Raw genomic sequence first — 19,711 nt, 5'->3', positions numbered from 1 at the left:
GACTCGAGACAGCGGACCCCGCCAACCGGTGGGGTCCGTTTCCATATGGGACATGGATTGAGAGTGAAGATGGATATCGAACTTCTTGAAATCAGTGACTTTCTGGGCGGGTTTCATCCCTATGACATGTTGCCCCGCGAAGTGCTGCGGGCATTGCCCGAACGGATGCAGACCACCTACGCCCGGCGCGGCAAGGTGATTCTGGAGCCCGGTCAACGCAACGACCATCTTCATATTCTTCGCTCCGGCGCGGTGGAGACCCATGCCCCGAACGGTCAATTGCTGGCCCGTCTGGGGGCCGGGGATTCCTTCGGTTACCATGGCATGGGAACCGGCAAGGCGGCCAACCGCAATACTGCCATTGAGGATTCGCTGATCTATCTTCTGCCCAAATCGGAGTTCGATAGGCTCAAGCATGATTTTCCGCAATTTGCCTATTTCTTCGCCCCGGTGGGGGCGGAGCGCCTGCGCAGCGCCCACGCTCACGGCACGGGCGGGCCCGACGTGCAACTGAGCCTGATGGCGGCGGTCCGGGTGGAGGATCTGCTGGCCCGCGACCCGGTGATCATTTTCCCCGAGGACACGGTCCAGGATGCGGCGATCAAAATGCGCGACAACAATGTGTCCTGTCTGATGGTCTGTGACGAGGGACGTCTGAGCGGGATCATCACCGACCGCGACATGCGCAATCGGGTGGTCGCCGGGGGCTACGATTTCAAGACCCCGGTCTCGGAGGTCATGACCCCCGATCCCTTCACCCTGCAATTCGACGGCTTTGCCTTCGATGCCCTGTTGACCATGACGCGGCACAATATCAGCCATTTGCCGGTGTTGCGCGGCGACAGAGTGGTCGGGGTCATCACCAACACCAGCCTGGTGCGCAAACAGACCATGTCGGCGGTTTTCATGGTCGGAGACATCTACAAGCGCAACAATGCTTCTGAAATCGCCGAAGTGGTGCAGCAAATCCCGCATCTGCTGGTTCATTTGGTGGATGCCGGCGCCTCGGCCCATAACATCGGCCATATCATCACCAGCATCGCCGACGCCGCGACCATGCGGCTGCTGCGGCTGGCCGAGGACAAGCTGGGGCCGCCGCCGGTGCCCTATCTGTGGCTGGCCAGTGGCTCGCAGGCCCGGCAGGAACAGACCGGGGTCTCGGACCAGGACAACTGCATGATCCTGCACGACGACTATCGGGCCGAGGAGCATGCCGGTTACTTTGAGGCCCTATCCAGGTTCGTCTGCGAGGGTTTGAATACCAGCGGTTATGTCTTTTGCCCCGGCGAGATGATGGCACAGACGCCCAAATGGCGGCAGCCCTTGGCCCAGTGGCGGCGCTATTTCTCCGGCTGGATCGAGGAACCGGAACCCAAGGCCTTAATGCTGTCGTGCATCTTCTTCGACTTACGACCCGTCTGGGGGGAAATGAGCCTGTATAATGACTTGCAACAAATGATCCTGGAAAAAGCCAAGACCAACGGCATTTTTCAGCTTCACATGGTGCAAAACGCCCTGACCCACAGGCCGCCGGTCGGCTTCTTCCGCAATTTCGTGCTCAGTTTTTCCGGCGAATACAAGAATCAGTTCGATCTGAAACATACCGGCGTGGTGCCCATCGTCGATATCGCGCGAATCAATGCCTTGGAAATGGGCATCAAGGCGGTCAATACCAATGAACGCCTGGAGGCGGTGCAGGGGGGCGGTCCGCTCAGCCGTTCCGGGGCGGCGGACCTGCTCGATGCCTACGAGTTCATCGCCATCACCCGCCTGCGTCACCAGGCGGAGCAGATTCGCAGCGGCGAGAAGGCCAACAACTTCATGGACCCGGACGCCCTATCCAGCTTCGAGCGCAATCACCTGCGGGATGCCTTCTCGGTGGTCAAAACCATGCAGTCGGCCATGGCCAACGCCCACCACATCAGCGACTGATCGACCGGAGGCGACCCATGTTTCGATTTATGTGCACCTGGGGCCTGCGCCGGGAATGGTTGGGCCGCCGGGCCGCGCCCGGTCCGCTGAAGGACTATTATGCCGCCGTTTGCGCACAGCCGAAAATCGACTATCGCGACGTGGAATACGTGGCCCTGGATCTGGAAACCACCGGACTGAAAGCCAAGCACCACGAAATCGTCAGCATCGGCTGGGTGGTGATCCGCCAACAGAAATTGGACCTCAGCCAATCCATGCACCAACTGGTGCGCCCCACGGAAGGGCTGACCGATGAATCGGCGGTCATTCACCAGATCACCCATGATGACCTGGAACAGGCCAAATCCCTGGAAGAGGGATTGGCGCAGGTGCTTCCGGTCCTTGCCGGGCGGGTGCTGGTGGCCCATCATGCGCGGATCGAATGGCAGTTTCTCGATGCCGCCTGCCGCAAGGTCTATGGGGCGCCGTTCGAAATTCCCACCGTCGATACCATGGTTTTGGAACAGCGGGCCTTCCGGGCGCGCAACCAGGAGATCCATAAAGGGGATCTGCGACTGGACAAGGTCCGGCAAACCTATAATCTGCCCCGATATCGAGCCCATAACGCGCTCATTGACGCCATCGCCTGCGGCGAGTTGTTCCTGGCCCAGGCGGCCAAGAAGTCGATGGACAAACCCCGCCCACTGCGCGACATGTTGGTTTAACCGTCCCTGGGATTTCAAGCCATGTACTATCTTCTGTCGGTGATCGGTGTGGCCTTCGGCACGGTCATGCTGGTGTGGTCCAGCTTCAAGATTCTGCGCCGCAAGCCGCCCCGCTATCTGTTGCCGACGGTCGCCGGCGTGACCATCCTTTGTTATGCCACATGGGACGACTATACCTGGTTCGAGCGCATGGCGGAGAAACTCCCGCCGCATATTCAGGTCGTCGATTCATTCCAGACGACGGCATTCTGGCAGCCCTGGACCTATGCCTGGCCGCGCACCAACCGTTTCATCGCCATCAATCGTGCCGAAACCCGGCGTAATGGGAAACTCCCGGGAATGGTCATGACCGAGATGATTCTGGTCAAGAAGCAGGACCCGACCCGTGTGGTGACGCAGATGATTGATTGTGACGAGGCCCGGGTTATGGATATCGGCCCGACCACGGCGTTCGCCGACGACGGTTTGCCTCAACAACCTGACTGGCATCCCATCGCCCGCGACAACAAGCTCTTTTTGGCCGCCTGTTCCACCTGAAAATTGATTTCCCCGGGCACTTGGGGCAGGCTGTGGGGATGAACGACGCGCCCCCGCCTCCCCTGATCATTGACGCGCTTACCGGTGCCCAGCCCTGGGAGCATCCAGACGCCATGTGGCGCCGGGTGGCGGCGTTGCGGCTGATGCGGATGCGCCGGGTGACCGGTCACCGGGTCCTGCCGCTGCTGCAAAAGCTCGATGATCCGGCGGCCCGGAAACTGAAGGGCAGGCATGTCTCGGATGTGGAGGATGATCCGATCCTCCTGGAGGCGGCGTTGCGGCTGACCGACAAGGCCCTGGCCCAGGGGCTGTTGCGGTTTGAGATCGACGGCCGGGAAGGCTCCTCGGAGCCGGGGCCGCCCGAGGGGCCGTTGGGGGCCTGCGGCATGACCTGGGCGGAGGTGCGGCATCATCATTACCACAGGCTGACCCAGTTGGTCCTCGACAAGGGACAGAGCCATTTCAAGATCAAGGTGAAGGGCCATCTGGCCGAACGCTTGTCGCAGATGGCGATCCGGGACCTCGATCAGTTGCCCCGATTGCGCCAGATGTCGCATTTTCACCCGGTGGCCCTGTCGGAACTGAGCCATGGGCTGCACGGCCATCTGGAAAAAATGCTCGATCAGCAGGAATGGCTGCTTGATGCGCTGCTCAAGCTGCATCCTATCGGGTTCCTGCGTGCCTTGCGGCTGGGGCTGAACAATTATTTCGAACGCCTGTTCGTCTGGGATTCGGTGTTCCTGGAAGCGGTGGCGGAAGGGCTGGACCACGGGGCCAAGATCATCGCTCTGGGCGAACACCTGCTGTTGATCGAGGACCCCGAGGTGGTGCGCGCCTTCGGGACCTGGTCCATGCGCGAGTTGCCGATGCCGACTGAAGCGGAATCCGACGAGACGGAAAAAAAGAAAAAGAAAAAGAAAAAAAAGCAACGCCAGCCGCAGGTGGAAACCCGTATTGCCCAGGTGAAGGCCCTGTTGGGCCGGAAGTTCGATGTCCTCCTGTCCTGCACGCCGGAGGTGATCCGCGAGGCCGGACATTGGACCAATGCCGAAATATCGAAGATCGCCGACTACCTGCCGCACATGAACGGCGCGGTCCTGGAGGCGCTGCTTCCCCTGCCCTTCGAACAGCGGATCGGTCTGGTCGAGGGGCTGTGGTACAAACTCGGGCGCGACTACGTGGAAACCCACATGAAGACACCGGCCGGGGTGCAGGTGATCGTGCGGGTGGTCAAGCAGCTCGCCGCCATGGTCGATCGGGGGTCGGCGCCTCGCGACATTAAGAGCGTCTTGACCACGTCCGACCTGTTCGACGACTGCATGGGTAAATTCATCCGGTAATCTCTACGCCGGATGGGCCAGGGCCTGAAGCAGGCGGGCCACCCGCCGCCGCGCATGCCCTGTCAAGTCACGCAGAGCCTGACGGTACCAGCGATTGCGTTCGCGCTGATGCATCCTGCGCAACAGGGGTTCGGCTTCGGAGGCGGAAAGACGCCCGCTGAGAATGGCGTCAGCGAGGTCATGGACCTGCAACTGTGTATCGAATGAGATATTCATCATTTTGTAATCTTTCTAGAAGAGGGGGGATGCGCTTCATATATACTCATAAGGCTGGATGAGTAGCCCTGATGCTGCATTGCAGCAATGCGGGTTTGGCATGACATTCGCCTTGGTAGTGACTAAATTCGACAACCAGCCCAAAGGATTTCCCGTTCATGTTCCGACCTTCCCTTCATGCTGACCGTCTCGCCCGTTTGCGCCAGGAGTTGGTTGCCCTGAATCTGGATGGCTTCGTGGTTCCCTTGGCCGATGCCCATCAGGGGGAGTACGTACCGCCCTCGGAGCGGCGGTTGGAATGGCTCAGTGGCTTTTCCGGCTCGGCGGGGTTGGCGGTGGTGCTGGCCGATAAGGCGGCCCTGTTCGTTGATGGACGCTACACCCTGCAAGCCCGGGACGAGGTGGACGAGACCCTGTTTTCGCTGTGTCATCTGACCGATCAACCGCCCTCCGAATGGATCGCCACACATCTGCCGTCCGGGGGGAAGTTGGGTTACGATCCGTGGCTGCATACGGCCGACGGTCTGGCCCGTCTGTGCAGGGCCTGCCGGGACCGGGACGGCGAGGCGGTGCCCATCGACAGCAACCCCCTCGACCGGGTGTGGGAGGATCGTCCGGCCAAGCCGCGTTCTTCCATTGAGCCGTTTCCGCTGGACTTCGCCGGTCGGGACTTTGCGGACAAGCGGGCCGAGATTGTCGCCGAGTTGAACCGGCACGGCGAACAGGCGGTCATCCTGACGGTGCCGGAATCCATCGCCTGGCTGCTCAACCTGCGGGCCAGCGATTTGCCCCATACACCGGTCGCCCTGGCCTTTGCGATTTTACATGCGGATAACGGGCAGGTGATTCTGTTCGCCGACCCGGAGCGGGTCGCCGGTGAGGCTCAGGACGGGCTCACCCTGCAACCGCCGGAAGCCCTGGCTGCGGCCCTGGAGAAATTGGGCACCGCCCGGGCCAGGGTACGGCTGGACCCGGCCACGGCGAGCCAATGGTTTTTTGATCGCCTGCATGCGGTTGGGGCGACCGTTTCGCGGAACGTCGACCCCTGCCTGCTGCCCAAGGCGCGCAAGAACCCGGTGGAACTGGATGGCATCCGGGCCGCCCATCGGCGCGACGGCGCGGCGCTGGTGCGCTTTCTGTATTGGCTGGGCTCCTTCGGGCTCGACGAGGGAGTCACCGAAAGCGGCGCGGCGGACCGTCTGGAAGCCCTGCGTCAGCAGAACGCACATTTCCGGGGACTCAGTTTTCCGACCATTGTCGGCAGCGGTCCCAACGGGGCCATTGTCCATTACCGGGTGACGCCTAAGAGCGACCGCAAGCTGCAATCGGGGGACATCTTCTTGATTGATTCCGGGGCGCAGTATCTGGATGGCACCACCGATGTGACCCGGACCGTCGTCATGGGCAAGCCGACGGCGGCCCAGCAACGGCATTTCACCCTCGTCCTCAAGGGGCATATCGCCCTGGCCTCGGCCCGGTTTCCTGGCGGCACCACGGGCAGCCAGTTGGATGTGCTGGCCCGTCTGCCCCTGTGGCAGGCCGGGCTGGACTACGACCACGGCACCGGTCACGGAGTGGGGCATTTCCTCGGCGTGCACGAAGGTCCACAGCGCATTTCCAAGATTCCGGGCAAGATCGCCCTGGAACCGGGCATGATCCTGTCCAACGAGCCGGGCTATTACCGGGAAGGGGAATACGGCATCCGGATCGAAAATCTGGTGGCGGTCACCGAGGTGCCGCCACCGCCCGGAGCCGAACGCCCGCTGTTCGGTTTCGAGACCCTGACCCTGTGCCCCATCGACCGCAACCTGATCGCCATGGAGCTGCTCAATCAAGAGGAGCGGCGTTGGTTGGAGGCCTATCACGAGCGGGTGCGTCGGGAGCTGGCACCGCTGCTTGATGGCGCCGCTCTGGACTGGCTGAATGCGGTTACGGCCACGCCGATCATCCGGAGTTGACCGGCGGCGCACAACCCCATCGGAAATGAAGGGATTACCTGGAACCTGGAGGCTTTAGGCCACCACGACAGCGTTCCGTCCACTATCTTTGGCTTTGTACAGCGCGCTGTCGGCACGATTAAGAACCGTCTCGAATTCTTTGTCCTCAGCCTGGAACGTGCTGACGCCGAGGCTGGCGGTGAGGGATGTCTCTTTCCCTTGGGCTGTGACAGGGGTATTGGCAATCGTTTTGCGCAGCCGTTCAGCAAGGATTTCCGCCGCATCGGAGGACGTGTCAGGCAGGCAGATGGCGAACTCCTCGCCGCCGAGGCGTCCGGCAATATCGAGATTTCTGATGGATTCCTTGATGATCGTCGCCACGATCTTAAGCGCCGCATCGCCCATGGCATGGCCGTGGTTGTCATTGACCGTCTTGAAAAAATCCAAATCGATCATGATGAACGAATAGGGATGACCATACCGGAGAGCCCGGCTGTTCACTTCGTCGCATTCGTCCATAAAAGCGCGGCGGTTGTTGAGTTTGGTCAACCCATCGGTGCGCGACAGGATCTCAGCCGACTGTTTCGCGTCATGAAGTTCCCTGGTTCGCTCTTTCACGCGCTCTTCGAGCAGATTCCGTTCCTGCCGCAAATCGGAGTGGGCCAGCGACAACTGACGGAACGCCGTGCCGAGCAGGACGGACAGGGCGGCGGCGGTCAGCAGAAACTCCTGCAAAAGAATCACAATATGTGCCTGGGTGCCGGCCCCTGCGAAGGCCCCCAGGCCGTTGGTCGTCCCCGCGGCGGCGATGAAGGCCACCCCGACCAGTGCCGTTGCCGCCTCACGCGGACCGAAACGCAGGGCGACCCAAGCCAGAAGCGGGAGAACCAGCGACGGAGTGTTCGTCCATTGCGGCCATGAGGCGGGGGACAGAAAAACAATGCCGGAAAGCACCAGGATGGCGGTTGCGGCGACCAGAAACTCGCTCAAGGGGGCTCGAAAATGAAAAAGCGACTGTCTATCCTGGGTCAGCCAGGTCAGCAACAGGGGGGTGATGAGCAGCAGGCCGATGGCATCGCCGAACCACCAGACCCGCCAGAACTCCCAATACGAGAGCGTGTCGTCACCGATGTAGTAGAGAGCCGCGCCGCCCAGGGCGGCAAGCGGCGTGGCCATGAAAAGAAAGATGACGGCCAAGGCCAGGGACAGGTTCACGGTCAGCCCCTGAAAAGGTTTCCCCTTGAGTACAACAAAGCGAATAAGCGCGCTGGAAAACAGTGCTTCTCCCGCATTCACCATGGCGAACCCGAAGATCTGCCAGAGCGGAAAATGGCCGATATCGGCCAAAAATTCGCTGGCGATCCCGGCGGCGACAAACAACGGCCAGCGGCGCGTCGGGGACAGAATCAGGGCGGCGATAATCACGGCGTTGGGGGGCCAGAAGGAGGCGATGCCTTCGGGCATGATGGTCAGTCGTATGGCCATCTGGGCCAACAGATAGTAGACCAGCGCCGTCAGGATCACCTGGACGACGGTCAGTCGTAATATGTTCCCCATACGATTCTCCGATCCCATTGAAGAATGAACAGCGCAACATCGCCAACCACTCAGGACAAAAGGATACGGGCTCAGGACCACCAATGAAATAGGCAAGCCGCCATAGGCACACCTTTTTCAGCATGCGGTTCGTGCGATCTCCTGGCACTCGTTGGCCAACTGGATCAGGGCATCGGTGGCCCAACTGCCCTGATCGTTGAGGCGGTCGGCGAGGCCCCAGGGGATCTGCGCCAGTCCGTTGCGGGCGCCTGAAATGGCCCCGGCCATGGCCCCGGTGGTATCCACATCGCCGCCGACGGAGATGGCCGTGCGCAGGGTTTCGTCGAAATCGTCGGGACTGCGCAGGAAGCTGTACAGGCTCCACAGCACCGAGCCGATGACGAACGGCGAAATGCCCAGCCACATGTCCCGATGGTCGGCCGGGCGTCCGGCGCGGGAGATGAAGCGGATCGCCGTCGCCGGGGGCAGGGTCAGCCAATCGCCCAGCCGGTGCAAGGCATCGCTGGTCTCGCTGTCGATGGGGTCGGTCCATTGTCCCAGCCGGGCGAGAAAATCGCGCGGCACGATGGCGTCTTCGCTGATGGCCAGGGAAACGGCCCCGGCAATGGCCACCGACCCGGCCACACAGCGGGGGTCGGCATGGGTGATGCGGCCCTGATCGACGGCGCAACGGATCATTTTTTCTGGATCGTCATGAAACAGCAGTCCCGCCGGTCCGGCGCGCATGGCGCTGCCGTTGCCCGCCTCCGGGGCCGGGGCACCGGCCTCGCGCCAGGGAATGCCCTGATGCAGCCGCAGCGCCGCCTCGCGGGTGGCCCGCCCGCCACCGACCACGCCCTGACGGGCGAAAATGTCGCTGATGCGAAGCGCATAGTCGTCGGCGTCGAACCCGCGCCGGTCGCGGAAACTGATGAGCAACTCGCGGGCCAACTGGGAATCGTCGGAATATTGGCCCATGGGATAGATGCCGCGATAGATTTCGGGAATGCGCCCGTGGGGGTCGTGACTGCCCACCGCGCCGCCCAGCACGGCGTCTACATGACCCCGGCAGACAGTGTCCAACTGCCCTTCGACAATGAAGCCCAGGGCATCCCCAACACATTGACCGATCAGGCTGCCCGCGAAGGCGTCATGGCGAATTTCAGGCATCGGGGATCTCGAATTCAGCGACCACCGGAGCGTGATAGGATTCCGGGCCACCGGGCACCGCATGAGAACCGACCAGTTCATCGCCCAGGGCTTCGTTGTGAATCTCGCTATGGCGGTACCAGCCGAGCAGGGGCCGGGAAACCAGGACGTGATCCAGCATTTGCGGTCTCCCGTGATGAACGACAGAATATCTTTGGGAATGGGAGAGGCTCTTTTCAAGGGGCACCAGGATCCGTCCGACCAGATGGGGGTTGGCCGCATCCTCCTCGTCGCCGCGAATGGTGCGCACCGGAGTCTGATACAGATCGGCGTTGAAATCACCGCAAACGGCGATCAAGGCTTCCGGCTCCCGGTCCAGGATCTGGTCGATCAGCAGCCGGGCCTCGAACGTCTGACCGGCCCGTTTGACGGCGGCCAGAAACATGCCCTCGGCCCATTGGGTCATGCCATCCCAGGCCGGGGGGTGGGTTTTTCCGCCGGGCACATAGGCGGCACGCGGGGCGCGCAGATGGACGTTGAGAACATGCAGGGTCCGCCCGCCGTCCAGGGCCAGCTCGGCCTGTAGAAGGGAGCGATCCCATTCGATGGGCTGCGCGGCGGATGGCTCGCCCGGGGACCTGTAGGACGGGGCGGGCACGAAATCATGTCGCACCTGGCGATACTGGCGCAGCGGAAAACGGCTCAGCAGCACCAGATTGTGACGGTCCCGGGCACCGCCGGTGCTGAGACTGCGGGTATGCGCATGATGGTACGTGGCATAGGGGGTTTCCGCGAGCAGGGCCTCCAACGCGGTGAGGGACCGCTGCTTGCCGCTTGCGCCACGCTGGCCATCCACTTCCTGGAGGCACAGCACATCGGCCCGCAGGCGGGCCAGTTGCGGGCGCAGGATGGCAATGCGCTCGTCCAGGTCGTCGGCCCCCAGGCTTTCCAGGTTGAAGGTGGCGATCCGCAGACTGTCCGGCATGGGGCGCGCGCTCCGAAATTTATTGCAGCATAGGGGGCGGACCCCGGGGCAATCAAGCGGCGTAAAGATCAATCATTTTTTCGGCTGTTATTTACCCGGTAACGAATTCTCGATAGACTAAGGTATAGGTTCGCCTATGACGTGGTGGGCGGCGCGTAGTTTGTTTTTTTCGAGGATACCTACCTTCAATGACACTGCATGGATCATGAACCAAGCCAAACGTCCCCTTTCTTCCGCCGCCCTGGAGCCACTCTACCGGATACCCGATTCGGCGGAAATCGACCTGGATCGCAAGAAAGTGCTGATCGGCGCGGTGAAGATCATTCTCGGGCGCATTCACAAAAAAGGACTGATCCCGGAAGACAAGGGATACAGTGTCGTGGTGGCCTCGCCGGAGATGCTGGATACCTGCTTCAAGGCGTTCAAGGCCGACCCCGGCCTCGGCAAGGATTTGGTGGTGAGCCCCAAGGGCCGCCCGGTGGGGCCTCATGACAGCGCGGCGCCGCTGGTTTGCGGACCGACCCTGGAACAGGTGGAAAAACTGCTGGTCACCACCTGCGCCAACAAGTATTTCGGCGGCGTCCCGGCCAAAAATTCCGACAAAAAGATTGATCCGGTCTACAAGCAATTGCGCCCGTTTCTGGCCTTTGCCTGGCAGTTGCCGCTGCTCCCCATCTTCAAGAAAAACTATAATTTCGCCCATTTGCGCTATCTGGGTCGCGATGTGCTGCTGCTGCGCGATGCCAAGGCGGTCCATCAGATCGCCGATTTCGGTCCGCGTGAAATTGACGCGGCGCGCGAGGTTCTGGGGGACCGGTTCCCGGAAATGCTGCACGCCAATCCCAAGGCATTGGGTGGCGTCGCGCTGATCAAGGACGATGTGCAAAAGACCCTGGAGCGCATCGAGCGCGCGGTCGGGCCACGGATCTGGGATTTCTTCGCCCGCGACAAACAGTATGTGGTCGAGGTGCTGAATATCAGCCATCTGGACCTGCGGGCCATCGGTCCGTTGCTGGTGGATCTGTCTCTGGAAGCGTTGATCGAGGCCACCGAGGTCCCGGTGCGCATTCTCGAGCCGCTGCTGACGGCATTTCCCGACGTGCTGGGGGACGATTGCGGCAAACTGCTCGCTGATCCGCTGTTCTGCCGTGAATTCTTCCGTCCGGTCATGACCTCGTTCCGCTATATGGAATTCAAGGACGAGACCAAGGAAGAAGTCGATCTGGTGGTGGGGGAGGCCGCCCGGCTGAAACTCAATGCCAACCGCGAGCGGATCAACACCTGGAAAGCCCAGCAGGGCTGGTAGGTTCAACCCTGCCGGTCTTTTCGGGTCAGCCGGTGATCAGGGGGTCCGGACGCTCCACATAGGGAGCCAGGGCGCGCTCGAACACGGCCTCGATCTCTTCGGGGGTGAGTGAGTCCTCGGGGCCATGGTCGGCCAGCATCTGTTTGGCCACTTCCACCGGGCAGTCGCCGATATGGCCGCAGACTTCGGGCCGGTCGTCGGCGCAGCCATTCCAGAAACGGAGGGAGGCCTTCACCATGTCCAGATTATCCTGGAACAGATGGGCCGACATGGTTTCCAGCCATCGGCTGCACGGGACTTCCGTCGAGGCGGCATAGGCCACGGCGGGGTTGCTGTTTCCTGATGTTTCCTGGTGCACACTCATGTTCTTGACCCCTTTGAATTTCTTTGTTTTTTCAATAACCAGCATATTAGGATTACCTAAAGTATGAACGTCAAAGGTTATGTTGTCCACTATCCTGGCGGATAGGGTTGCCTCAATTTCATGATCTGAGTATATTTGGGCGCGGGGGGGCGGACCCTACATGCCGCCCAGGCAGACGAACTTGGTCTCCAAAAATTCATCGATTCCGTATTTGGAGCCTTCGCGGCCGATGCCCGATTCCTTCATGCCGCCGAACGGGGCCACTTCGGTGGAGAAGATGCCTTCGTTGACGCTGACGATGCCGTATTCCAAAGCCTCGGCGACCCGGAACACGCGCCCGATATCGCGCCCGTAAAAATAGGCGGCCAGACCATAGGGGGTGTCGTTGGCCAGGGCGACGGCCTCGGCCTCGGTCTCGAAGCGGTACAGCGGCGCCACCGGGCCGAAGATTTCCTCTTGGGCACAGGCCATGTCCGGAGTGACACCGGTGAGGATGGTCGGCTGATAGAAGGTGCCGCCCAGCTCGTGACGCCGCCCGCCGCTGCGCACAAGCGCGCCCTTGGAAACGGCATCGGCAACCAGCCGTTCCACTTTCTCCAGGGCCTCTTCGTTGATCAGCGGGCCTTGCTGGCTGTCCCCGTCGAGACCGGGGCCGACGCGCAGAGTGCCGACCGCCGCCGCCAGCTTGTCGGCGAAGGCGTCATAGACTCGGGCCTGCACCAGAATACGGTTGGCACAGACGCAGGTCTGTCCGGTGTTGCGGTATTTGGAAGCCAGGGTCCCGGCCACCGCCGCATCCAGTTCGGCATCGTCGAACACGATGAACGGCGCATTGCCGCCCAGTTCCAGGCTGATCTTTTTTACCGTGTCGGCACATTGCCGCATGAGCAGCTTTCCGACCTCGGTGGAGCCGGTGAATGACAGCTTGCGGACCAACGGATTGGACGTCAGTTCCCCGCCGATGGCCGCCGGGTCGCGCCCGGTGACGATGTTGATCACGCCTTGCGGAAAGCCCGCCCGGTCGGCCAACTCGGCCATGGCCAGGGCCGACAGCGGCGTGTCCTCGGCCGGTTTGATGACCACCGTGCAGCCGGCGGCCAGGGCCGGAGCACATTTGCGGGCGATCATGGCATTGGGAAAATTCCACGGGGTGATGGCGGCGACCACGCCCACCGGTTCCTTGAAGACCAGAATCCGCTTGTCCACCGCATGGGTCGGGATGGTGTCGCCATAGACCCGCTTGCCTTCCTCGGCATACCATTCGATGAATCCGGCCCCGTAGATCACCTCGCCCCGGGATTCGGCCAGGGGCTTGCCCTGTTCGGCGGTCATCAGCATCGCCAGATCGTCCTGATTTTCCAGGATCAAGTCGTACCAGCGGCGCAGCAGGACGGCCCGCTGTTTTGCCGTCAAGGCCCGCCAGCCCGGCTGGGCGGCGTAGGCGGCTTCGATGGCGCGACGAGTCTCCGTTGCCCCCATGTCGGGGACCCGGCCCAATTGTTGCCCATTGGCCGGGTTGGTGACGGGAAAGTCGCCGCTGTGGTCGGCGTTGATCCAGCGGCCATTCACATAGGCTTGGGCGCGGAACAGGGTGCTGTCACGAAGCTGCATGGGGGGTCTCCCGAATCCGAGGGTGGTTTTGCCCACAGCTTGACCCCTGCACACGGGGGGCACAAGTCAATGTCACCTTGTGCGACGGAGCGATGTTTTCTACAGTCGGCCAAAGTCACAAGGAGGACAAGATGCGCATCGCGACACACCGGGGCCTGCGCCACGTGGTCTGCCTGTCGGCCCTGTGGGTGCTGACGGGCTGCTCGTCGCTGTTCGACAAGCCGGAGCGCCAGTATTGCGCCGGGGTCAGTGTGCCGATGGACTTGGCCGACATGGTGATTTTCGAAGGAGCCGGGCGGGATCTGATCGACGTCAACTACGGCGGTCATATCCGTGATGTGGATACCTCCTGCGTCTTCGATATCCACAAGAAGACCAAGGAAGGCACCATGAAGCTCCTGGTCGCCCCGATGATCGAAGTGGAGCGCGGCAATGCCAACAAGGACGGCAAGGCGGCGTTGAGCTATTTCATCGCGATTACCGAATCCGGCCAGTCGGTGCGCGACAAGCAGATCTATTCCTTCACCTCCGAGTTTCCCGGCAATGTGTCGCGGATGGTGGTCAAGGACAAGCCGGTCAGCATCGAAGTGCCGGTGGGGCCGAAAAAGGGTGGCACGTCCTATCATGTCTATGTGGGATTCCAGTTGGATCAGGCGCAGGTGGACTTCAACCGCAAGCGCCTGAAACAAGTCCGCTGACCGGCGCGGGGCGAGGGATAGCATGAGCAACGCCGATGCCTCCGCTCTGTTGAAAACGCCCTTGCACGGCCTGCACGAAAGTCTGGGCGGCAAAATGGTGCCGTTTGCCGGGTATGACATGCCGGTGCAGTATCCTATGGGAATCCTCAAGGAACACCTGCATTGCCGTGCCGAGAGCGGTTTGTTCGATGTGTCGCATATGGGACAGGCGATCCTTCACGGGGCCGACGCCGGGGCGGCGCTGGAACGGCTGGTTCCCGGCGACCTCCAGAGCCTGACCCCGGGGGCCATGCGCTATACCCAGTTCACCAATGCCCGGGCGGGCATTCTCGATGACCTGATGATTACCCGGATGGAGGATCACTGGTTCCTGGTGGTCAACGCGGCGCGAAAGGCCCATGACTTCGCCCTGCTGCGCGACGGATTGCCGGGGTCATGCGCGCTGGACATTCTCGACGACCGGGCGCTGATCGCCGTGCAGGGACCGAAGGCGGCGCAAGTGCTGGCCCGGCTGGCCCCGGAGGTGGCGGCGATGCGCTTCATGACGGCGCGGCTCGTGGATCTGATGGGGGTGACCTGCCGGGTCTCCCGGTCGGGCTATACGGGCGAAGATGGCTATGAAATCTCGGTGCCCGCCATCGCCGCCGTCGCCCTGGCCGAGCGCCTGTTGTCGGAACCGGAAGTCGCCCCGGTCGGTCTCGGCGCACGCGATTCCCTGCGCCTGGAAGCCGGGCTCTGCCTGTATGGCAGTGACATTGACGAAACCACCACCCCGGTGGAAGCGGGATTGCTGTGGAGCATCTCCAAGCGCCGCCGGGCCGAGGGGGGATTCCCCGGCGATGCGGTGCTGCGTCAACAGATTGCCGAGGGGCCGTCGCGCCGTCGGGTCGGCCTCCGCCCGGACGGCAAGGCCCCGGCCCGCGCCCATACGGAAATCACCGATGCCGAGGGGGCAATCATCGGCGAGGTCACCAGCGGCGGCTTCGGCCCCACGGTGGGTGGTCCGGTGGCCATGGGCTATGTGCCCATGGCGCTGGCCGAGGTCGGCAGCAAAATCGGACTTTCGGTGCGGGGCAAAATTCTGCCCGGCCAGGTGAGCAAGTTACCGTTTGTCGAACAGCGCTATTTTCGGGGTTGAGAGAGAGGGGAAGACCATGGCAACCGTGAAATTCACCAAAGACCATGAATGGATTCGCATCGAAGAGGACGAAGGAACCGTCGGCATCACCGACTATGCCCAGGAGCAATTGGGCGACGTGGTGTTCGTCGAATTGCCGAAACCCGGCACCACCCTGGAAACCGGTGACGAGGCGGCGGTGGTCGAATCGGTCAAGGCGGCGAGCGAGATCTACGCGCCCATAAGTGGTGACGTGCTGGAGGTCAACGAGGACCTGGAAGGGGACCCGTCGTTGGTCAATAGCTCGGCCATGGACGGTGGCTGGTTTTTCCGCATGACCATCGCCGACGAGACGGAGTTGGAGGACCTGATGGACGAGGAAGCGTATCTGGGTTACGTCGCCGGGCTCGGCTGATGCGCTACCTGCCCCTCAGTGAGACCGACCGCCGAGACATGCTGGCCGCCATCGGTGTTGATTCGGTGGATGATCTCTATGTGGACGTTCCCGAGGCGGCGCGCCGGTCCGGTCTGGTGGACCTGCCGACCCATGCCGGGGAAATGGCCGTCGAGCAGGCCTTTGTCGGCATGGCGTCAAAGAATCTGAGCCCGTCGCGGGTACCCAGTTTTCTCGGGGCCGGGGCCTATCGGCATCATGTACCGGCGGCGGTGGATTATCTCATCCAGCGCGGGGAGTTCCTCACCTCCTATACTCCCTATCAGCCGGAAATCTCTCAGGGGACACTGCAATATCTCTATGAATTTCAGTCCCAGGTGGCGCTGCTGACCGGCATGAAGGTGGCCAATGCCTCCATGTACGACGGGGCGACCGCCACCGCCGAGGCGGTGCTGATGGCCTTGCGGGTCACCCGCCGTTCCAAGGCGGTGCTGTCCGGCGGCCTGCATCCCCACTACCGAGAAGTGGTGGAGACCCACGCCCGCTTTTATGGCTTCGAAGCGCAAGTTCTGCCCGCCGACCCGCTGGCCGCCGAAGATCTGTTGCCGCGCATCGACGGGGAGACCGCTTGCGTGGTGGTACAGGTGCCGAGCTTCTTCGGGCAGATCCGCGACGTGACGGCGCTGGCCGAGGCCTGCCACGCCGCCGGGGCGTTGCTGGTGGTGGTCAATACGGAAGTCCTCGCCTGGGGCCTGTTGCGCGCGCCGGGGGACATGGGGGCCGACATCGTTGCCGCCGAGGGCCAGTCGCTGGGCAATCCCACCGGCTTTGGCGGACCCCATGTGGGGTTGTTCGCCACCCGCCAAAAGCTGCTGCGCCAGATGCCCGGACGGCTGGCCGGACAGACCACCGACGTGGCGGGCCAGCGCGGCTGGGTGCTGACCCTCAACACCCGCGAGCAGCATATCCGGCGCGAGAAGGCGACCTCCAATATCTGCACCAATGCCGGGCTCTGCGCCCTGGCCTTCACCATTCATCTGACGCTGCTCGGCGAAGTGGGTTTGAAGCGGCTGGCGCGGATCAACCATGCCAATGCCGCCGTGCTGGCTACTGAGCTGGCGGCGTTGCCCGGAGTCTCCTTGGTGAACGACAGTTTCTTTAATGAATTCACCCTGCGCCTGCCCAAAGATGCCGCCGCAGTGGTGGAGGCCCTGGCCGAACGGGGCATTCTTGGCGGGGTGCCGGTCTCGCGCTTGTTGCCCAATGCCGGGCTTGACGATTTGTTGCTGGTGGCGGCTACCGAAACCACCACACCGGCCCATCGGGCGGCGCTGACCCAGGCCCTGGCGGAGGTGCTGTCATGAGCGACCAGAAGCCAGATTCCTTGCCCGCCAATCGCGGCTTGCAGATCGAGGAACCGCTGATCTTCGAACAGGACACCCCGGGCACCTGTGGCGTCGATCTGCCCGAACCGGAAATGACGACCGCTTATCTGGGCGGCCTGGAACGCGCCGGGCCGATCGGTCTGCCGTCGTTGTCGGAACCGCAGGTGGTGCGGCATTACATGCGCCTGTCCTCCAAGAATTACGCCATCGACAGCGGCTTTTATCCGCTCGGTTCCTGCACCATGAAGCACAATCCGCGTCTCAACGAACGGCTGGCCCGGCTGCCCGGTCTCGGCGACCTGCACCCGTTACAGCCACAGAGCACGGTGCAGGGGGCGCTGGAATTGATCGACGCCTGCGCCCATTGGCTGAAGGTGCTCACCGGCATGCCTGCCGTGGCCATGTCGCCGGCCGCCGGGGCGCATGGGGAGTTGACCGGGCTGATGTGCATGCGCGCCGCCCTGGAAGCGCGCGGCGATGCCAGAACAAAGGTTCTGGTCCCGGATTCGGCCCATGGCACCAATCCGGCCAGCGCCCACGCCTGCGGCTATATGGTGGAGTCCATCCCGGGCAACGCGCGCGGGCGGGTCGATCTGGAGGCGCTGGTTTCGCGGCTGGATGAGACGGTGGCCGGGGTGATGATCACCAACCCCAACACCTGCGGCCTGTTCGAGCCGGACATGCTGCGCATCGCCGACGCGGTGCACGAGGCGGGCGGCTTCGTCTATTGCGACGGGGCCAACTTCAATGCCCTGGTCGGTCGGGTGCGGCCGGGGGATCTGGGTATCGACTGCATGCACCTGAATCTGCACAAGACCTTTTCCACCCCGCACGGCGGCGGCGGTCCGGGCAGCGGCCCGGTGGTGCTGTCGGAGGCGCTGGCCCCCTATGCGCCGTTGCCCTGGGTGGTGCACGGTTCCGAGGGCCTGACCCTGGCCGAAACCGGTGCCGCAACGGGCGGCGATCCCATTGGCCGGGTGAAGGGCTTCCATGGACAGTTCGGGGTATTTGTCCGGGCGCTGGCCTATATGATGAGCCAGGGGGCGGACGGTCTGCGTCAGGTGGCCGAGGATGCGGTGCTCAATGCCAATTATCTGATGACGCGATTGGACGGCGAGTTGACCCCGTCCTTTGCCGGACCCTGCATGCATGAATGCCTGTTCGACGACCGCTTTCTCAAGGGCACCGGCGTCACCACCCTCGACTTCGCCAAGGCGATGATCGACGAGGGGGTGCATCCGATGACCATGTATTTCCCGCTGGTGGTGCGCGGGGCGTTGTTGATGGAACCGACCGAGACCGAAAGCCGCGCCTCGGTGGATCAGTTTGCCGATTTGGTAATCCGTCTGGCGCAACGGGCCAAGCAGGGCGATCTGAGCTTTTTCCAGCAGGCCCCCATCCATACGCCGCGTCGGCGGCTTGACGAAACCCAGGCCGCCCGCACGCCCAACCTGCGCTGGACGCCGGACGGTTCGGACTGATGACCGACGCCGCTCCGGATCTGCGCACCGCCATCCGCGAACAGCGGGAAATGCTGACCTCGATGATCAGCCGCGCCATGCGCAAGCTGTCGCACGGCTGCGTCGATGTGATGGGCGACCGGGCGGCACTGGAGGCGCTGCTGACCCGAGCGTTGGAAGATATGACTTCCGTCAAGCATCTTTATGTGATGGACCGGGCCGGGGTGCAGATCACCGACAATATCACCCGCGCCGGTCCCGATCCGGCCCATTTCGGGCGCGACCGCTCCAAGCGCCCCTACATGATCGGTATTTTGGGCACCACCAACTTTCGCCTCTCAGAAGCCTACATCAGTCGGAATTCAAAGCGCCCTTCGCTGACCGCCATCCGCGTCATCCGCGACCGGGAAAGCCATCATGTGGGCTTTCTGGGGGCCGACTACGATCTGCGAGAATTGCCGATGACCCGTGGTCTGTATGAGGAATCCGGGGCCTGGCGGCAAATCAAGGGCGATCCCTCCATACGCGGGGCGCTGTTTGCCCAATGCCGGGTTGAGAGCCAGATGGACCGTCGCCTGGATGACGTATTGCCCCTGATGTCGGAACTGATCACCCAGCATGGGGTGTTTCATGGCAAGCTGCATTTCTCGTCCAACCGGGCCACCATCTGGCAGGTGGACGACCCCTTCAGCTACCGCATTCTGGATTTCAATGACCTGATTGATCCGGACATCTGCCTTGCCTATCCGCATCGCCCCTATACCGAGCGGGCCATCGTCCCGGCCGCCAATATCCCGGCGATTTTCGAGATGTTCCGCGAACTGCGCTTCGCCGACGACAACATCTACCTGCGCGCCGGGTCGCTGAATGTGTGCAACGGCATGGTTTCCCTGAACTTCTCCTGCGACGGCTCGCACTACATCCGCCACGACGAATTTCTGAACAATGGCCTGGAATTCTGGTTTGGGAAGTTGGGGTAGGGGCGGCTAAACTTAAGCTGGAACGAGTCAATAATATCAAGGTCGAAGAGCCGTGTTTGA

Annotated in this window: 18 protein-coding genes; 12 read left to right on the top strand and 6 right to left on the bottom strand. The window is 62.4% G+C overall.

Annotated elements, in window-relative coordinates:
- Positions 1-69: 69 nt before the first annotated feature.
- Genes ACYQ1P_RS01995 through ACYQ1P_RS01980 form a run of 4 tightly spaced genes read left to right on the top strand, consistent with a single transcriptional unit; the run spans position 70 to position 4,513 of the window.
- Positions 70-1,932, top strand: a complete 1,863-nt coding sequence (locus tag ACYQ1P_RS01995) for a putative nucleotidyltransferase substrate binding domain-containing protein (RefSeq protein WP_460018708.1) — start codon at positions 70-72, stop codon at positions 1,930-1,932.
- A gap of 17 nt (positions 1,933-1,949) precedes the next feature.
- The gene (locus tag ACYQ1P_RS01990; protein WP_460018707.1) at positions 1,950-2,636 is read left to right on the top strand and encodes an exonuclease domain-containing protein; all 687 of its coding nucleotides are present in this window, start codon (positions 1,950-1,952) and stop codon (positions 2,634-2,636) included.
- Positions 2,637-2,657: 21 nt separating this feature from the next.
- Complete coding sequence (locus ACYQ1P_RS01985) at positions 2,658-3,173, top strand: hypothetical protein (protein WP_460018706.1); 516 nt, start codon at positions 2,658-2,660, stop codon at positions 3,171-3,173.
- 38 nt (positions 3,174-3,211) lie between these two features.
- Positions 3,212-4,513 (top strand): hypothetical protein, encoded by a 1,302-nt coding sequence (locus ACYQ1P_RS01980; RefSeq protein ID WP_460018705.1) that lies wholly within the window; start codon positions 3,212-3,214, stop codon positions 4,511-4,513.
- A 3-nt stretch (positions 4,514-4,516) separates the two neighbouring features.
- On the opposite strand, the gene ACYQ1P_RS01975 is transcribed toward ACYQ1P_RS01980, so the two are convergent.
- Entirely contained in the window at positions 4,517-4,732 is a 216-nt protein-coding gene (locus ACYQ1P_RS01975) for a hypothetical protein (RefSeq protein WP_460018704.1), read from the bottom strand.
- Between the two features lie 155 nt (positions 4,733-4,887).
- Here ACYQ1P_RS01975 and ACYQ1P_RS01970 point away from each other — a divergent pair, with 155 nt between their 5' ends.
- Positions 4,888-6,687, top strand: coding sequence for an aminopeptidase P family protein (locus ACYQ1P_RS01970; RefSeq protein ID WP_460018703.1), 1,800 nt, complete (start codon positions 4,888-4,890; stop codon positions 6,685-6,687).
- Positions 6,688-6,741: 54 nt separating this feature from the next.
- Here the strand turns inward: ACYQ1P_RS01970 and ACYQ1P_RS01965 are convergent, their stop codons facing one another.
- From ACYQ1P_RS01965 to ACYQ1P_RS01955, 3 genes are all read right to left on the bottom strand, one after another.
- Positions 6,742-8,190 (bottom strand): sensor domain-containing diguanylate cyclase, encoded by a 1,449-nt coding sequence (locus ACYQ1P_RS01965; RefSeq protein WP_460018702.1) that lies wholly within the window; start codon positions 8,188-8,190, stop codon positions 6,742-6,744.
- A gap of 150 nt (positions 8,191-8,340) precedes the next feature.
- On the bottom strand, positions 8,341-9,372 hold the full coding sequence (locus ACYQ1P_RS01960; protein WP_460018701.1) for an ADP-ribosylglycohydrolase family protein: 1,032 nt from the start codon (positions 9,370-9,372) through the stop codon (positions 8,341-8,343).
- Entirely contained in the window at positions 9,365-10,336 is a 972-nt protein-coding gene (locus tag ACYQ1P_RS01955; RefSeq protein ID WP_460018700.1) for an endonuclease/exonuclease/phosphatase family protein, read from the bottom strand. The genes ACYQ1P_RS01960 and ACYQ1P_RS01955 overlap by 8 nt, the downstream gene beginning before the upstream one ends.
- A gap of 205 nt (positions 10,337-10,541) precedes the next feature.
- Between ACYQ1P_RS01955 and ACYQ1P_RS01950 the strand changes: the two genes are divergently transcribed.
- Positions 10,542-11,642: a hypothetical protein gene (locus tag ACYQ1P_RS01950; RefSeq protein WP_460018699.1), complete on the top strand. Its 1,101-nt coding sequence runs from the start codon at positions 10,542-10,544 to the stop codon at positions 11,640-11,642.
- Between the two features lie 25 nt (positions 11,643-11,667).
- Here ACYQ1P_RS01950 and ACYQ1P_RS01945 read toward each other — a convergent pair whose 3' ends face one another.
- A complete protein-coding gene (locus ACYQ1P_RS01945) occupies positions 11,668-12,006 on the bottom strand; it encodes a hypothetical protein (RefSeq protein WP_460018698.1) in 339 nt (112 codons plus the stop codon).
- Between the two features lie 156 nt (positions 12,007-12,162).
- Positions 12,163-13,617, bottom strand: coding sequence for an NAD-dependent succinate-semialdehyde dehydrogenase (locus ACYQ1P_RS01940; RefSeq protein ID WP_460018697.1), 1,455 nt, complete (start codon positions 13,615-13,617; stop codon positions 12,163-12,165).
- A 131-nt stretch (positions 13,618-13,748) separates the two neighbouring features.
- Between ACYQ1P_RS01940 and ACYQ1P_RS01935 the strand changes: the two genes are divergently transcribed.
- The 6 genes from ACYQ1P_RS01935 to ACYQ1P_RS01910 are packed head-to-tail and all read left to right on the top strand — an operon-like array spanning position 13,749 to position 19,651.
- Complete coding sequence (locus ACYQ1P_RS01935) at positions 13,749-14,315, top strand: hypothetical protein (RefSeq protein ID WP_460018696.1); 567 nt, start codon at positions 13,749-13,751, stop codon at positions 14,313-14,315.
- Between the two features lie 22 nt (positions 14,316-14,337).
- Positions 14,338-15,453 (top strand): glycine cleavage system aminomethyltransferase GcvT, encoded by a 1,116-nt coding sequence (gene gcvT / locus ACYQ1P_RS01930; RefSeq protein ID WP_460018695.1) that lies wholly within the window; start codon positions 14,338-14,340, stop codon positions 15,451-15,453.
- A 16-nt stretch (positions 15,454-15,469) separates the two neighbouring features.
- Positions 15,470-15,847 (top strand): glycine cleavage system protein GcvH, encoded by a 378-nt coding sequence (gene gcvH, locus ACYQ1P_RS01925; RefSeq protein ID WP_460018694.1) that lies wholly within the window; start codon positions 15,470-15,472, stop codon positions 15,845-15,847.
- On the top strand, positions 15,847-17,190 hold the full coding sequence (gene gcvPA, locus ACYQ1P_RS01920) for an aminomethyl-transferring glycine dehydrogenase subunit GcvPA (RefSeq protein WP_460018693.1): 1,344 nt from the start codon (positions 15,847-15,849) through the stop codon (positions 17,188-17,190). The genes gcvH and gcvPA overlap by 1 nt, the downstream gene beginning before the upstream one ends.
- On the top strand, positions 17,187-18,692 hold the full coding sequence (gene gcvPB / locus ACYQ1P_RS01915; RefSeq protein ID WP_460018692.1) for an aminomethyl-transferring glycine dehydrogenase subunit GcvPB: 1,506 nt from the start codon (positions 17,187-17,189) through the stop codon (positions 18,690-18,692). Before gcvPA ends, gcvPB begins: the two co-directional genes overlap by 4 nt.
- Positions 18,692-19,651, top strand: a complete 960-nt coding sequence (locus tag ACYQ1P_RS01910) for a PDC sensor domain-containing protein (RefSeq protein WP_460018691.1) — start codon at positions 18,692-18,694, stop codon at positions 19,649-19,651. Before gcvPB ends, ACYQ1P_RS01910 begins: the two co-directional genes overlap by 1 nt.
- The last annotated feature ends 60 nt before the right edge of the window (positions 19,652-19,711 follow it).

It is taken from the genome of Magnetospira thiophila, assembly GCF_054657015.1.
This window is presented reverse-complemented; position numbering and strand designations above follow the sequence as displayed.

Bases quoted from the DNA above. Each gene is read 5' to 3' on its own strand.
- ACYQ1P_RS01995 (WP_460018708.1), top strand. From the start codon at position 70: ATGGATATCGAACTTCTTGAAATCAGTGACTTTCTGGGCGGGTTTCAT.
- ACYQ1P_RS01990 (WP_460018707.1), top strand. From the start codon at position 1,950: ATGTTTCGATTTATGTGCACCTGGGGCCTGCGCCGGGAATGGTTGGGC.
- ACYQ1P_RS01985 (WP_460018706.1), top strand. From the start codon at position 2,658: ATGTACTATCTTCTGTCGGTGATCGGTGTGGCCTTCGGCACGGTCATG.
- ACYQ1P_RS01980 (WP_460018705.1), top strand. From the start codon at position 3,212: ATGAACGACGCGCCCCCGCCTCCCCTGATCATTGACGCGCTTACCGGT.
- ACYQ1P_RS01975 (WP_460018704.1), bottom strand. From the start codon at position 4,732: ATGATGAATATCTCATTCGATACACAGTTGCAGGTCCATGACCTCGCT.
- ACYQ1P_RS01970 (WP_460018703.1), top strand. From the start codon at position 4,888: ATGTTCCGACCTTCCCTTCATGCTGACCGTCTCGCCCGTTTGCGCCAG.
- ACYQ1P_RS01960 (WP_460018701.1), bottom strand. From the start codon at position 9,372: ATGCCTGAAATTCGCCATGACGCCTTCGCGGGCAGCCTGATCGGTCAA.
- ACYQ1P_RS01955 (WP_460018700.1), bottom strand. From the start codon at position 10,336: ATGCCGGACAGTCTGCGGATCGCCACCTTCAACCTGGAAAGCCTGGGG.
- ACYQ1P_RS01950 (WP_460018699.1), top strand. From the start codon at position 10,542: ATGAACCAAGCCAAACGTCCCCTTTCTTCCGCCGCCCTGGAGCCACTC.
- ACYQ1P_RS01945 (WP_460018698.1), bottom strand. From the start codon at position 12,006: ATGAGTGTGCACCAGGAAACATCAGGAAACAGCAACCCCGCCGTGGCC.
- ACYQ1P_RS01940 (WP_460018697.1), bottom strand. From the start codon at position 13,617: ATGCAGCTTCGTGACAGCACCCTGTTCCGCGCCCAAGCCTATGTGAAT.
- ACYQ1P_RS01935 (WP_460018696.1), top strand. From the start codon at position 13,749: ATGCGCATCGCGACACACCGGGGCCTGCGCCACGTGGTCTGCCTGTCG.
- gcvT (WP_460018695.1), top strand. From the start codon at position 14,338: ATGAGCAACGCCGATGCCTCCGCTCTGTTGAAAACGCCCTTGCACGGC.
- gcvH (WP_460018694.1), top strand. From the start codon at position 15,470: ATGGCAACCGTGAAATTCACCAAAGACCATGAATGGATTCGCATCGAA.
- gcvPA (WP_460018693.1), top strand. From the start codon at position 15,847: ATGCGCTACCTGCCCCTCAGTGAGACCGACCGCCGAGACATGCTGGCC.
- gcvPB (WP_460018692.1), top strand. From the start codon at position 17,187: ATGAGCGACCAGAAGCCAGATTCCTTGCCCGCCAATCGCGGCTTGCAG.
- ACYQ1P_RS01910 (WP_460018691.1), top strand. From the start codon at position 18,692: ATGACCGACGCCGCTCCGGATCTGCGCACCGCCATCCGCGAACAGCGG.